General features: G+C 38.5%; 14 protein-coding genes. 9 read left to right on the forward strand and 5 right to left on the reverse strand.

Going from position 1 to position 14,201, the window contains the following annotated elements; all coding sequences use genetic code 11:
* The first annotated feature begins 5 nt into the window (after positions 1 to 5).
* Together ACSVH6_RS01465 and ACSVH6_RS01470 are read left to right on the forward strand one after the other, a co-directional pair.
* Positions 6 to 695: an HAD family hydrolase gene (locus ACSVH6_RS01465; protein WP_438074839.1), complete on the forward strand. Its 690-nt coding sequence runs from the start codon at positions 6 to 8 to the stop codon at positions 693 to 695.
* A 1-nt stretch (position 696) separates the two neighbouring features.
* Positions 697 to 1,320 carry a CatA-like O-acetyltransferase gene (locus ACSVH6_RS01470; RefSeq protein WP_438074841.1) on the forward strand — a complete coding sequence of 208 codons (624 nt, stop codon included), beginning with the start codon at positions 697 to 699 and terminating at the stop codon, positions 1,318 to 1,320.
* On the opposite strand, the gene ACSVH6_RS01475 is transcribed toward ACSVH6_RS01470, so the two are convergent.
* The 3 genes from ACSVH6_RS01475 to ACSVH6_RS01485 form a co-directional block, all read right to left on the reverse strand.
* Positions 1,317 to 1,745 carry a hypothetical protein gene (locus ACSVH6_RS01475; RefSeq protein WP_438074843.1) on the reverse strand — a complete coding sequence of 143 codons (429 nt, stop codon included), beginning with the start codon at positions 1,743 to 1,745 and terminating at the stop codon, positions 1,317 to 1,319. The two genes, ACSVH6_RS01470 and ACSVH6_RS01475, sit on opposite strands and share 4 nt — an antisense overlap.
* A gap of 204 nt (positions 1,746 to 1,949) precedes the next feature.
* Complete coding sequence (locus ACSVH6_RS01480; RefSeq protein ID WP_438074845.1) at positions 1,950 to 2,384, reverse strand: HRDC domain-containing protein; 435 nt, start codon at positions 2,382 to 2,384, stop codon at positions 1,950 to 1,952.
* Between the two features lie 20 nt (positions 2,385 to 2,404).
* Entirely contained in the window at positions 2,405 to 2,737 is a 333-nt protein-coding gene (locus tag ACSVH6_RS01485; protein WP_438075757.1) for a single-stranded DNA-binding protein, read from the reverse strand.
* Between the two features lie 300 nt (positions 2,738 to 3,037).
* On the opposite strand from ACSVH6_RS01485, the gene ACSVH6_RS01490 reads away from it, so the two are divergent.
* Genes ACSVH6_RS01490 through ACSVH6_RS01505 form a run of 4 tightly spaced genes read left to right on the forward strand, consistent with a single transcriptional unit; the run spans position 3,038 to position 6,828 of the window.
* On the forward strand, positions 3,038 to 3,388 hold the full coding sequence (locus ACSVH6_RS01490; RefSeq protein ID WP_438074846.1) for a hypothetical protein: 351 nt from the start codon (positions 3,038 to 3,040) through the stop codon (positions 3,386 to 3,388).
* Between the two features lie 10 nt (positions 3,389 to 3,398).
* The gene (locus tag ACSVH6_RS01495; protein WP_438074848.1) at positions 3,399 to 5,786 is read left to right on the forward strand and encodes a M20/M25/M40 family metallo-hydrolase; all 2,388 of its coding nucleotides are present in this window, start codon (positions 3,399 to 3,401) and stop codon (positions 5,784 to 5,786) included.
* Positions 5,783 to 6,586, forward strand: a complete 804-nt coding sequence (locus tag ACSVH6_RS01500) for an SDR family oxidoreductase (RefSeq protein WP_438074849.1) — start codon at positions 5,783 to 5,785, stop codon at positions 6,584 to 6,586. Before ACSVH6_RS01495 ends, ACSVH6_RS01500 begins: the two co-directional genes overlap by 4 nt.
* Complete coding sequence (locus tag ACSVH6_RS01505; RefSeq protein ID WP_438074851.1) at positions 6,583 to 6,828, forward strand: CBU_0592 family membrane protein; 246 nt, start codon at positions 6,583 to 6,585, stop codon at positions 6,826 to 6,828. The genes ACSVH6_RS01500 and ACSVH6_RS01505 overlap by 4 nt, the downstream gene beginning before the upstream one ends.
* A gap of 30 nt (positions 6,829 to 6,858) precedes the next feature.
* On the opposite strand, the gene ACSVH6_RS01510 is transcribed toward ACSVH6_RS01505, so the two are convergent.
* Complete coding sequence (locus tag ACSVH6_RS01510) at positions 6,859 to 8,913, reverse strand: M13 family metallopeptidase (protein WP_438074853.1); 2,055 nt, start codon at positions 8,911 to 8,913, stop codon at positions 6,859 to 6,861.
* Positions 8,914 to 9,054: 141 nt separating this feature from the next.
* Between ACSVH6_RS01510 and ACSVH6_RS01515 the strand changes: the two genes are divergently transcribed.
* The 3 genes from ACSVH6_RS01515 (at position 9,055) to feoB (ending at position 12,155) form a co-directional block, all read left to right on the forward strand.
* Positions 9,055 to 9,729 carry an SCO family protein gene (locus ACSVH6_RS01515; protein ID WP_438075759.1) on the forward strand — a complete coding sequence of 225 codons (675 nt, stop codon included), beginning with the start codon at positions 9,055 to 9,057 and terminating at the stop codon, positions 9,727 to 9,729.
* Positions 9,730 to 9,803: 74 nt separating this feature from the next.
* The gene (locus ACSVH6_RS01520) at positions 9,804 to 10,040 is read left to right on the forward strand and encodes a FeoA family protein (protein ID WP_438074855.1); all 237 of its coding nucleotides are present in this window, start codon (positions 9,804 to 9,806) and stop codon (positions 10,038 to 10,040) included.
* 6 nt (positions 10,041 to 10,046) lie between these two features.
* Complete coding sequence (gene feoB / locus ACSVH6_RS01525) at positions 10,047 to 12,155, forward strand: ferrous iron transport protein B (protein ID WP_438074857.1); 2,109 nt, start codon at positions 10,047 to 10,049, stop codon at positions 12,153 to 12,155.
* 168 nt (positions 12,156 to 12,323) lie between these two features.
* Here the strand turns inward: feoB and ACSVH6_RS01530 are convergent, their stop codons facing one another.
* The gene (locus ACSVH6_RS01530) at positions 12,324 to 14,201 is read right to left on the reverse strand and encodes an Nramp family divalent metal transporter (protein WP_438074859.1); all 1,878 of its coding nucleotides are present in this window, start codon (positions 14,199 to 14,201) and stop codon (positions 12,324 to 12,326) included.

Here is a 14,201-nt window from a genome sequence, read left to right on the forward strand (position 1 = left end):
AGCATATGAAATTGAAAGTAATTGCTTTTGACGCGGATGACACCTTGTTTGTCAACGAGCCGTATTTTCAGGAGACAGAAGAGAAATTCTGCAACCTGATGTCGGCTTACCTTTCACAACATTCTTTGTCACAAGAATTGTTCAAAACTGAAATTGCCAATCTGGAGTTGTACGGGTATGGCATCAAAGGTTACATTCTATCGATGATTGAGGCTGCTATGAAGATTTCAAACAAAACCATTTCCATAGAAATCATCGAAAAAATTACGGAATATGGTAAAGAGTTGCTTCAAAAACCCATTGAATTGTTGGATGGTGTGGAAGAAACTTTAGCTGCCTTAAACGGTAATTACAAACTGGTGGTAGCTACCAAAGGTGATTTATTGGACCAAAGAAGGAAGTTACACAACTCCGGTTTGGGACATTATTTTCACCATATTGAAGTGATGTCGGACAAAAAGGAAAAAGATTATGAAGACCTGCTGAAGCGTTTGGAAATCAAAGCTGAAGAGTTTTTTATGATTGGAAATTCTTTGAAATCGGATGTCTTGCCTGTACTGAATATTGGAGGCCATGCTGTTCATATACCATTTCACACTACCTGGGAACATGAAAAAATAAGTCATAAAGTAGAACATCCTAACTTCAAAGCTTTGGAAAAGATAACTGACGTTTTACCTCTTTTATTGTCTTAAAGTGAAACAAAAACTAAACTTGGAAACCTGGAACCGCAAAGAGCATTTTCTGTTTTTCAAGCAAATGGAAGAACCTTTTTTCGGAATCGTCACCCGAATTGACTGCACCAAAGCGTATCAAAAAGCTAAAGATTTGGGTGTGACCTTTTTCACGTACTATCTGCACAAAACCTTGACTGCTGTAAATTCAATTGAGAATTTCCGTTACCGGATTATTGATGACGAAGTCTATGTTTTTGATCGTATCGATGTGTCGGCTACAATTTTGCGCGAGGATAAAACTTTTGGTTTTTCACTGATGGAATATGACGAAGACTTAAGCCATTTTGCTGAAATTACCCGAAAAGAAATTGAAAGAATACAAAACACCACCGGATTGATTACCCGGGATTTTGAAATTAATTTGATTCACTTTTCGGTCTTACCCTGGATTGACTTTACTTCTTACTCCCATGCGAGAAGTTTTACTTGGCCTGACAGCTGCCCCAAGATTTCTTTTGGTAAAATGACCGAAGAAAATGGTAAAAATTTTATGAACATGTCCGTTCATGTACATCATGGTTTGGCTGACGGTTACCATGTAGGCGAATTTATGAATTATTTGCAGAAACTGATGGATGCTTAATCAAAGTAAGTCCAGTTGGAACCGTCACTAACTACGATAACACTTCTGCGATTTCCCTCCCACATATAAATTTGAGCACTTCCGGTAGTTGAACCTTTAGGAAATATCATTCCTCCTGCCGAAGTAAGTTTTGCGGTATAGGTGTTGTTGATGTTTCTTATAAAATACATTCTTCCCGGATAGGTAACTGCACTGGGCAGTTGAAACTCTTGGTCAGTTGCCTGAGGATTTATTGAGATATAAACACCGTCACTAATCAATGTTGCAGCTCCGCTTCCGTTTAAAGTGATGACTTTTACAGAAATATTTCCATTGACATCCAAGGTACTTAGCGGAGTAATGGTATTAATACCAACCTGTGAAAAACCGGAAACTGCGGCACAGCATACCGTAATTAAAATCAACAAGAATTTTAATTTTTTCATGGTTTTTCGTTTTGTTTTGACTTTTATGACAATTTAAATGTAACTAAATAATTGAATATTAACTCCTTTAAAGTCATAAAACAGTCTCCGAAAACGTTTTCGTGTTGACAACTTATATCTTTTTACGTTAAATTTTTATAAAAAACACAAATAAAAAGCGACAAAATTTTCACTTTGTCGCTTTATTCTAAAGCAAACGATGCTTTACAGAGCATTCAAAACTGCTAAAACCTCCTCTCCATACTTCTCTGTTCTTTTTAACCCGAAGCTGGTATCATTAGCTAAATTTTCTATTGTTTGCGGATTAATTTTTGCAATGGAGGCCAAATGTGCATTATGACAAATTTGAAAATAGGACCAATTCTTTTTTTCGGCCAAAGTATTTCTCCATGTTCTCAAGGCGTTGAAAATTTCACGCTCTTTTGGAGATAGCTCATCATGTAAAAACTTAGCTTTTTCTTTTTTAACCGATTTGGGTTCAAAGAACACTGCAGCCGACCAAAAATCAGTAGAACCGGTGGTGACAAAGTTGGTTGATGTGAGCTTTACTTCTACCAAATCTAAAAAATTGTTCATTCGCTCTTGGTCAGACTGACAGTGCTCTTTGCTCAGACGAATATTAAAAACTTTGATATTCATGCTTTCACTTTTTGAAACCGTTATTTGCTCAGCAACAGAATGTCGTTAGCAACGACCTCTGTTACATACCGTTTGTTGCCATCTTTGTCTTCATAACTTCTGTGTGACAATTTGCCCTCAATGGCAATTTCTTTTCCTTTCTCTACGTATTTTTCGATGATATCGGCCACTTTGCCCCAGGCGGTGATGCGGTGCCATTCGGTTTGTTCTACTTTTTCTCCTTTGTCATTTTTGTAATACTCGTTGGTAGCGAGTGTTAAGTTGGCTACTTTTTTACCTCCTTCCAGGTTTTTGATTTCCGGCTCTTGGCCTACGTGTCCTATTAACTGTACTTTGTTTCTCATGGTGTTTATATTTAAAAGTTATTATTATTAAAACTGTTATTGACCATTGTTTCAAATCAACGAGACAAAGTTGTGGCAGTTGGCCAAAATTATTCGGTTGTTATGCATTTACTTTCGGTTGTAACTATTTGTACCCATTTGTAAACGGAAATATTTTCTTATATTTGATTAGCCCTAAATGTTTTGGAATACAAAAGACAAATCCTGACTAGCCCTGATTGCAGCGATTGCCGTGCAATAGTGGAAAGCAGGAACACGGAAACCCAAAATGCCCGAGCCATTCGATCTTGAATATTAAAACTAAAAATTATGGACAAACCCTGTTTGGAATGTGGTGAAAAAATTGTAGGTCGCGAGGATAAAAAGTTTTGCAGTGACGGTTGCCGCAATGCCTACAACAACAAAATCAATAAAGACAGTACTAATTATATGCGAAATATTAATAATAAGTTGCGCAAAAATTACCGAATTTTGTCAGAGCTGAATGTAGAAGGCAAATCAAAAACAACAAAAACCAGGCTATTGAGTAAGGGGTTTGACTTTGATTTTTTTACGAGTATTTTAAATACCAATACCGGAAACACTTATCATTTTGTGTATGATCAAGGCTATCGTTATTTAGACAACGATTTTTATATGCTGGTCAAAAAAGAACATTAACTTTATTCTGATGAGAAAAAACTATACTTCTTTTTATTCAATATTGATTTTGGCTGGGATAATTGCCGGGATTTTTTTCTTCATGATGCCTCAAAATTATGATGAAACGGAAGCCCCCCTTTCGGAATTTTCTACTCAAAGAGCTTTATCCACTGTCAAAGCAATGTCGGCCAAAGCCCATTATGTGGGTTCTGAAAATCATGAAGAGGTAGCACAATATCTTCAGAAGGAGTTGCAAAATTTAGGTTTGGAACCTTCTCTTCAGGAAGGTTTTACGATGACTGAAAAAGGGACTTTGGTCAAATCCAAAAACATACTGGCTCGAATCAAAGGTTCTGCCTCTACTAAGGCATTGCTATTATTGTCACATTATGACAGCGCACCACATTCAGTGTCCCGAGGCGCCAGTGATGACGCCAGTGGGGTGGCCACTATTTTAGAAAGTGTTCGCGCTTTTTTGCACAATAAAACAGCCCACAAAAACGACATCATTATTTTATTTACCGATGCTGAAGAATTGGGATTGAACGGTGCTGCCCTTTTTGTGACACAACATCAGTGGGCGAAAGAGATTGGTTTGGCATTAAATTTTGAAGCCCGCGGAACTTCGGGACCGAGTTATATGCTTATGGAAACAAATAACGGCAATGCCAAAATGGTAGCTGCTTTTGCCAATGGTAAAGCCGGTTATCCTGTTTCCAATTCACTGATGTACAGCATTTACAAAATGTTACCAAATGACACCGACTTGACCGTTTTCAGAGAAGCGGGAAAAATACAGGGGTTTAACTTTGCCTTTATTGACAGCCATTTTAATTATCATACTGCTCAGGACAAATTTGACAATTTAGCTCCCGAAACCTTAGCCCATCAAGGCAGTTATTTGTTTCCGCTGTTGAATTATTTTGCCAATGCGGATTTGACAGACCTCAATTCCACCGATGACAATGTATATTTCAACATCCCATTTGGCTTTGTGAGTTATCCGTTTACCTGGATATTCCCGATGTTACTCATCGCATTGGGTTTGTTCCTACTTTTTGTTTTTGTCGGATTGGGCAAAAGAGCGATGCGCATTGATGAAGTTTTCAAAGGATTTGTACCGCTGTTTGGCTCATTGATTACAGCTGGTTTCCTGACTTTCGTGGGCTGGAAGTTGTTACTGAATTTTTATCCGCAATACAAAGACATTCTTCAGGGTTTTACCTATAATGGTCACGATTACATTTATGCTTTTGTGAGTCTGACTTTGGCGATTTGCTTTTTATTTTATCAAAACAACGGCAAACGCAATCCTGAAATGAATCAGTTAGCAGCCCCTTTATTTATTTGGTTGCTTATCAACTCAGGTATCGCATTCAAACTGCAAGGCGCCGGATTCTTAATTATACCGGTAATCTCGAGTTCATTAATGCTGGGTTATTTTGTGTTGACACAGAAATCGAATACAGTACTGAATTTGATTTTGGCAATTCCAACTTTGATTATTTTGGTGCCGTTTATCCAAATGTTTCCCATCGGACTGGGCTTGAAAATTTTGACCGGAAGTGCGCTGCTGACAGTGTTGTCCTTTGCTTTATTATTACCCATTTTTGGTTCCTTTTCCAATAAAATTGTCTGGGCGGGAGTTTGTCTTTTAGTGTCAATCGGATTTTTCGTGAAAGCACATTTAGCCTCAAATTATTCTAATGCAAAAGCAAAACCCAACAGCTTGGTTTATCTTTTAAACGCTGATACCGGAAAAACTAATTGGGCAACCTATGATGCAAATCCTGATGCCTGGACGAAACACTATCTGGGCAACAATCCAAAAGAAGCCTCAACATTAAATTCTACTAAATTATACAGCAAATACGGTTCAGAATTTAGATTTATGGCAAGTGCTCCGCTAAAAGCAATTACCAAACCAACTGTTGAATTTTTGCGGGACACTCTCAAAGGCAATCAGCATTTGTACCACATCAAAATAACGCCAAACCGACCCGTAAATCGCTATGATATTTTTGTCAACAGCAATACAAGCATTCATAATTTAAGAGCTAACGGCGTAAAAGCGATTGCCTATAAAAGTAATATTGCTGCCAAAACTTCGGGCAAACTGTTGAGTTATTACGTGGTGGACAATGCTCCTTTGGACCTTGAATTTTCCATCAACAGTACAGACAAATTAGATTTGGAATTGTTGGAAAGTTCGTTTGATTTGTTGTCAAATCCTTTGTTTAAAATGGCTCCAAGAAAAGCCGGAATGATTCCAACTCCATTTGTTTTAAACGACGCAGTGATTATCAAACAAAAGATAAAACCATCTGCAAAAACAGCAACCGTAAAGCCTGTTTTCAGTACAAATTGGACAAAAAAAGATAGTACATCCACTGCTGTTGACTCCTTAAAAAAATGACACAAATCTCTATTTTAGGATGCGGTTGGCTGGGTTTGCCCTTGGCTCAATCATTGATTGAAAAAGGCTTTTCCATCAAAGGGTCAACAACATCTGAAGCAAAGTTATCCGTATTAGAAAACCATGGAATTCAGCCTTTCCTACTTGAATTAACGGAACAGGAAGTCAAAGGCAAGATTGATTTATTTCTGCAAGACTCCGAACTATTGATTATTGATATTCCGCCTAAACTGCGCCACAATACTTCTGAAAGCTTTGTGGTTAAAATTCAAACGCTGAGTGCTTTTATAGAAAAATCTGCCGTAAGAAAAGTGCTTTTTGTGAGTTCAACAGCGGTTTATCAAGATGATAATTCTGTCATTACGGAAGAGACCAATCCTCAACCCGAAACAGAAAGCGGAAAACAATTATTAGATGCAGAAATGCTTTTACAAAACAATCCCAATTTCAAAACTACAGTGGTTCGTTTTGGCGGTTTGATAGGTGAAGATCGCCATCCTATCAAATTTTTAGCCGGTCGTCACAACTTAGAAAATCCCGAAGCTCGCATCAACCTGATTCATCAAACAGATTGCATAGGGATTTTGGAACAAATTATTGAAACCGATTTTTTTGGTGAAACCTTTAATGCTGTGACTCCTTTTCATCCGACGAGAAAAGAATATTACACCCAAAAGGCAATAGAATTAGAATTGCCTTTGCCCGAATTTCAAACCGAAAAAGCCAGCATCGGCAAAACCATTTTGAGCGATAAAACAGTGACGATTTTGCACTACACATTTAAAAAACCAAATTTATGAATACCACTGACCTTATCGGTACCCTTGGTGTCAGCCTCATCCTGATTGCCTATTTCATGAACATTTTTTCACTGATAAAAAAAGACGGCCTGCTGTTTTATGTACTCAATATTTTGGGTGGTGCTATCGCCTGTTTTTCTTCTTACCTGATACGCTTCTGGCCGTTCGTAGTGCTTGAAGGAACCTGGGCACTGATTAGTATTGTTGCTTTATTAAAATCCATAAAAAAACCTCAAGCATAACTTGAGGTTTTTTTTATTTCTATCGGATTCTTACCAGATTTTCACTTGCTTATCCGGAGCCAAATACATGCCGTCTCCCGGTTTGATGCTAAACGCTTGTTGGAATGTTTCCAAGTTTAACAAAGGTACATAAGCGCGGTATTGTGCCGGTGAGTGCGGATCGGTTTTCACTTGATTTTTCAATGCTTCATCCCTAATTTTACCTCTCCAGATGGTAGCCCAAGAAATGAACAAACGTTGTTCAGGCGTATATCCGTCAATTAATCCCGGGTTGCCGTTTTCTTTTAAATACAACTGTAAACCGTCATAAGCAGCATTAATTCCGCCTAAATCTCCAATGTTTTCTCCCAAAGTAAATTTACCGTCAACATGAGTTCCCGGTAGTGGCTCTAAGGCAGAATACTGATCTGCCAAAGCCGTTCCCAAAGCAGTAAATTGGGTCAAATCACTTTCGGTCCACCAGTCTACTAAGTTTCCTTCTGCATTGTAACGTGAACCCTCATCGTCAAAGCCGTGTGAAATTTCGTGACCGATAACTGCTCCGATTCCACCATAGTTAATTGCTTCATCCGCTCTGTAATCGTAGAAAGGCGGTTGCAAAATAGCTGCAGGGAAAACAATTTCATTATAGGACGGATTGTAATAGGCATTCACGGTTTGTGGCGACATGCCCCACTCTGTTTTGTCAACCGGTTTGTCTAACTTGGCCAAGTCTTTTTTCCAGTTCCATTGAGAAACACTTTTCACATTGTCAAAATATGTTCCGCCTTCTCCCGGGCTTTTGATGGTCAAGGCTGAATAATCCTCCCATTTGTCCGGATAACCAATTTTGATGGTCAATTTATCCAACTTTTCAATAGCTTTCGTTTTGGTTTCGGCCGACATCCACGTTAAATTGTTAATTCGTTTTTTGTAAGCACGAATGATGTTTTGAATCATTTTTGATGCTTTTTCTTTAGCCTCCGCCGGGAACATTTTCTCTACATACAATTTCCCTAAAGCTTCACCAACAGTACCATTTACTACTTGTAGCGCTTTTTCATGACGTGGTCTTTGTTTCAGTGCTCCGGTTAATGTTTTACCATAAAACTCCCAATTAGCCGTTTCGATATCGGTTGACAATTGTGATGCCGAACCTCTCAACAACATCCATCTCATGTAGGCTTTCCAGTCTTCCACTTTGTTTTCGGTGAAAATGGTTTGCAGTGCTTTCATGTATCTTGGTTGCGATACGATAATGGTGTCTAACTTGGTAAAGCCAACTCCTTTCATGTAGGTCGTCCAATCGATAATTGGGAGCATTTTTTGTAAATCACCAATAGCGGTTGGATTGTATTGTTTGCGGGCATCTCTGCGTTCTACTCTATCCAATCGAGGTTGCGACATTTGGATTTCTAACGCCAAAATTTTATCGGCATCGGCTTTAGCCTGTTCTGGTTTTTCACCGAGAAACTGTAGCATTTTAGCAACGTGTAATACGTATTTTTCACGTTTCTCTTTTGAATCTTTATCATCAGACACATAGTAATCTCTGTCCGGCAAACCTAATCCGCCAGGTCCCAAGCTTACTACATTTCTGTTACTGTTTTTTTCATCGGCACCAATTCCAACTCCAAAGAAACCAACGCCTCCGCCAACAGCTTCTTCTTCCATCATTAATTTTTGCAAATCTTTGATGTTTTTTACGGCATTGATTCTAGCTAAATACGGTTTCAAAGGCGCAATTCCTTGTTTATTTCTGGCCACGGTATCCATCGCCACTTTGTACATATTGATGGCTTTCCCTTGGTCTGTATTTGACAAGTACTTTGGATTTTTAGCGGCATCCTTTAGAATGGCCAATGCATCTTTGTCGGTATTTTGACGCAATTCATCAAAACTTCCCCAACGGGTTTTATCTGCAGGAATTTCCGTGTTTTTCAACCAGGTTCCATTAACAAATCGGAAAAAATCATCTTTCGGACTTACCGATTTGTCCATCAGGGAAGTATTAATTCCCGGATTCTTTTGCTGGGCATTCATTGGGGCAATTCCCGCCAATACTACTGCTGCCAACAACGTTTTTGAAATGGTGTTCATTTTCATAAATCGTTTAGTTTTTTGTTAGTGGATGCAAATTTATTGATTCTACAAGTAGAAATCATTTTTTAACAAAAATATAAGTCTATAATGAATTCTTTATGTTACAAATACGGTCTTGCTTTCGTATTTTTGCTCAAAAAAAGCATGCTGCCTTTTATCAAAAAATATAGAATTTTCATCGGAACCTTTTTCGTTTTCTCTATTGTCACTATTTCTCTTTTTTACAACGTATTGAAACCCGGAAAGAATTTACCCATCTACAATCCGGCGGATGTTAATCCGGAGTTGGTTGACAGCACTGTTCAGTATATAGCCCGAGAGCATAAAATAGCCGATTTCTCTTTTGTTAATCAAAACGGGAAAACCATAACACAAAAAGATTACGAAGGCAAAATTTATGTGGCCGATTTTTTCTTTACTACCTGCCAATCCATTTGTCCTATTATGACCACTAATATGGTTGATATTCAAAAAGCTTTTTTACACAATCCGAAAGTGATGATCCTGTCACACACGGTGACTCCTGAAACAGACAGCGTTCCGGTTTTGAAACAATATGCGTTAAAAATGGGAGTCGTAGATTCAAAATGGAATCTGGTTACGGGGGACAAAAAGCAAATTTACAGCATGGCCAGAAAATCGTATTTAGCAGTGAAATTGGGAAAACCTGATGAACTCTATGACATGGTTCACACTGAAAATTTTGTTTTAGTCGATGCTGAAAAACGGGTACGCGGATTTTATGACGGAACCAAAAAAGAAGAAATCAAACGCCTGATTGACGATATCAACTGGCTTTGTGAAAACGATAAAAAGTAGTTAAACTGATATTTATCATTCTATATTCTCAATTTATGCTTACTTTTGCAATCTTAATTCAATCTAAATAAGCATTGAAAACCACCGTTGATTTATTACAAATTGGAGACAAGGCTACCATCACGTATGTTGATTTGGATAAAATTCCATTGAAACTTCTGGAAATGGGATGTCTGCCTGATAACGATTTGGAGATTATCCAAATCGCTCCTTTGGGCGATCCGATTTATCTGAATGTCAACAACGGTTCTCATTTGGCCATTCGCATAGAAACCGCTCGTGAGATTGAAGTTGAAGTACACGAGAAATAATCAAACATGGGCCTACAAAACATCACTGTTGCTTTAATTGGAAATCCCAATACCGGAAAAACTTCGGTATTCAATCAATTGACCGGATTGAAGCAACAGGTGGGAAATTATCCCGGGATTACCGTTGAAAAAAAACTGGGGTTTTGTAAACTGCCCTACAACATCAAAGCAAACATTCTTGACTTGCCGGGAACCTACAGTTTGAATGCCAGTTCCATTGATGAAAATGTGGTGATTGAGTTACTGCTGAATAAGAACGACAAACTCTATCCCGATGTAGCTGTAGTAGTGACTGATGTGGAGAATTTGAAACGAAATTTGCTTCTTTTTACCCAAATCAAAGACTTAGAAATCCCGACTATTTTGGTTATCAATATGACCGACCGAATGAAAGCCAAGGGAATTTCTCTTAATATCCCATTTTTAGAAGAACAACTGAAAACCAAAATAGTTTTGGTCAGCACCCGAAAAGGAATTGGGATTGAGGAGCTCAAAAAACAAATCGTAGAATACAAATCACTTTCTACAGAGCCATGTCTGAATGCTTCGGTAATAGACCAGGAGTACTTTGATAAACTTCGGGCAGCCTTCCCGAACCAATTGTTGTACAAACTTTGGTTGGTCATTACCCAAGATGTCAACTTCATGAATTTGGAGCGCAACGAAATCAACAGTTCGTTTACCAAATCACATTCGGATTTAAAGCGTTTGCAACAAAAAGAGACTATCAAGCGTTACCAATTCATCAATGATACCTTGAAAATTGGGCAAAAAATAGATACGGCCAATGCTTCCGATTTGCGTTCGAAATTGGATAAAGTATTGACCCATAAAATATTTGGTTATGTTATTTTCTTTGGCATTCTCTTGCTCATTTTCCAATCCATTTTTGATTGGTCGAGCGTGCCGATGGAGTTCATTGACAAGACTTTTGCCAACATGGCCAATTACGCCAAAACGACTTTCCCGCCAGGCGAATTTACCAATTTAATCAGTGAAGGGATTATCCCCGGAATTGGAGGTATTGTGATTTTCATTCCACAGATTGCGTTCTTATTTCTTTTTATTTCCGTATTGGAAGAAAGCGGTTATATGAGCCGGGTAGTGTTTTTGATGGATAAAATCATGCGTCGTTACGGGCTTTCCGGGAAAAGCGTAGTGCCCTTAATCTCTGGAACAGCTTGTGCTATTCCGGCCATTATGAGTGCGCGAAATATTGAAAACTGGAAAGAGCGTTTGATTACGATGTTGGTCACTCCTTTTATTACGTGTTCTGCACGCTTACCGGTTTACGCCATTTTAATTTCGTTAATTATTCCTGAAAAAAGAGTTTTAGGCATTTTCAGTTTACAAGGTGCGACACTAATGGTATTGTATCTTTTAGGTTTTGGAATGGCAATAGTTTCGGCTTACATTTTGAATAAGGTTTTGAGGTTGAAAACCAAATCTTATTTTGTGGTAGAAATGCCTAATTACAAATTACCGCTATTCAAAAATGTCGGAATTAATGTGCTTGAGAAAACTAAATCCTTTGTAACCGGTGCCGGAAAAATTATTTTAGCATTATCCATTGTGTTGTGGTTTTTAGGTTCTCATGGACCCAAAGCCGATTTTGACAAAGCTGAAGCCGTAGTTATGGTCAAAGTAAAAACAGAGCATCGTCATCATGACAAGGATTATATTGAAGATGAAATCAGTTCTTACAAATTGGAACACTCTTATATTGGTCTCATTGGTAAATCCATAGAGCCGGTTATTAAACCATTAGGGTACGACTGGAAAATTGGGATTGCTGTAGTGAGTTCGTTTGCTGCTCGTGAAGTTTTTGTAGGGACTCTGGCCACTATTTACAGTGTAGGCAGTCATAACAACGAAGAGACCACCATTAAAACAAGAATGGAAGAGGAAGTTTATGAAGACACCGGCAAAAAAGTATTCAACTTCGCTACAGGAGTTTCTTTACTGCTGTTTTACGCTTTTGCCATGCAATGCATCAGTACCCTGGCTATTGTAAAAAAAGAAACCAATTCCTGGAAATGGCCATTAGTTCAATTGGTTTTCATGAGCGGATTTGCCTATATCACGGCATTAATTGCGTATCAAGTTTTAAAATGATTTGGTCTGGTTTTTGCGCACTATAAGAATCCTTTCAAAAGAGATTATGAATATACAGGAAATATTAGTTTATGTAGCCCTTGGTATTGCCATTGGTTTTTTAGCTCAGAAATTTATCGGCAAAAAAAAGTCGAAAAAAGGCTGTGGCAAAGACGACTGCGGTTGTCATTAATTTTTCACCAGGAGCAACGGTATACCGATACGATGTCGGACATTATTGACTGTGGTTCCGAAAACTAAATCTTTAAAGCCGGTATGCCCGTGTGTTCCCATAATCAACAAGTCAAAGTGACCTTCGTTAATTATTTTAGGAATGACTTTACCCGGCTTTCCGAAACCTAATTTGGTTTCCACCCGGAATCCTTTTTCTTCCATCATTTTGTAATAATCGAACAAAAGTTTTTCGTCCAAACCGGTTTCGTGATCACTGATTTTGTTGCCATAAACCATAGCTCCAACCGTTTCCACTATGTGAATCAAAGTATAGTTTGCCTCTCTTCCGCCTAAATCCAGCGCATGTAAAATAGCCTTTTCATCTGCCGAAGAAAAATCGACAGCAACGGCAATATTTTTCTTTTTATAGTTTCGGTACCCATCAATTTTAAGTTCCAAAGTATGAGGTGAATGGTTGTCAATTTCCATTTTGACTTTCGATACAAAGGGTTCAAAAACAATATACAACAACAGCATTAAGAAACCGAAGGCCAACGGAACTACTGTACACCAGAGGAGTATTGGATTTTCTGATGTTTCCAGCCAGCCTTTAATTTCGTCAAAAACCAATTTGGCGTTTAAGGAAACAATGATGGAAGCGATTAACCATGAAGCAACTTGAGTAGTTTTATTGATGTGAAAGCCTTTCATTTTCGACTTATCACTCACAAAGTGAATCAATGGTATAATGGCAAATCCCAATTGCAAACTCAATATCACCTGACTCATAATCAACAGTTTTCCGGTTACGCTTTCGCCAAAATAGACGATGGCAACCACAGCTGGAACTATAGCTATTAATCGGGTAAGGATTCTTCGAATCCAAGGTTGAATTCTGAGATTCAGATAACCTTCCATGATGATTTGCCCGGCTAAAGTTCCCGTGATGGTTGAGCTTTGTCCCGCAGCAATCAAAGCGACAGCAAATAAAATGGGAGCCCATTGTGTCCCCAAAAGCGGAGCCAACAACTGGTGTGCATCCTGAATTTCCGCCACTTCAAACATGCCGTTCTTATAAAAGGTGGCCGCCGCCAAAATCAAAATGGCCGCATTGACGAAAAAAGCCAGATTGAGTGCTATAGTACTGTCAATAAAGTTGAATTTCAGAGCTTGTTTTATTCCTTTTTCGCTACGGTCAAACTTTCGGGTTTGTACCAAGGAGGAATGCAGATACAAATTGTGGGGCATCACAGTGGCCCCAATAATTCCGATAGCAATGTATAGTGCATTTGAGTTGGGTAAACTCGGCACCAAGCCACCGAAAATTTTACCCATTTCAGGCTCTGCAAAAATCATTTCAAATACGAATGAAAAACCAATAATCATGACCAAAGCGATGATAAACGCTTCCATTTTCCGAATGCCTTTATTGATTAAAAAAAGTAATAAAAAAGTGTCCAACACTGTAATTAAAACGCCTTCAATCAACGGAATCCCAAATAATAAATTAATCCCGATGGCCATTCCGAGTACTTCAGCCAAATCACAGGCGGCAATGGCTATTTCAGCCAAAATGTAAAGCACATAGTTGACAAACTTAGAATAGGTTTCACGTGATGCCTGAGCCAAATCATGCTGGGTTACGATTCCCAATCGTGCACTTAAACTTTGCAGTAGCAATGCCATCACATTACTCATCAACAACACCCAAATCAGTGCATAACCAAACTGGCTTCCGCCGGCAATATCTGTGGCCCAGTTTCCGGGGTCCATATAACCGACACTGATTAAATAGGCTGGCCCGAGGAATGCTAAAATTTTTCTAAACCCTCTGGCATCCCCTTGTGTGACAACCGACTCATTTACTTCTTCAAGTGACTTAGATTTGCTCAT

The organism is Flavobacterium sp. XGLA_31, from assembly GCF_051547105.1.
In the GTDB taxonomy this organism is placed as follows: Bacteria; Bacteroidota; Bacteroidia; order Flavobacteriales; family Flavobacteriaceae; genus Flavobacterium.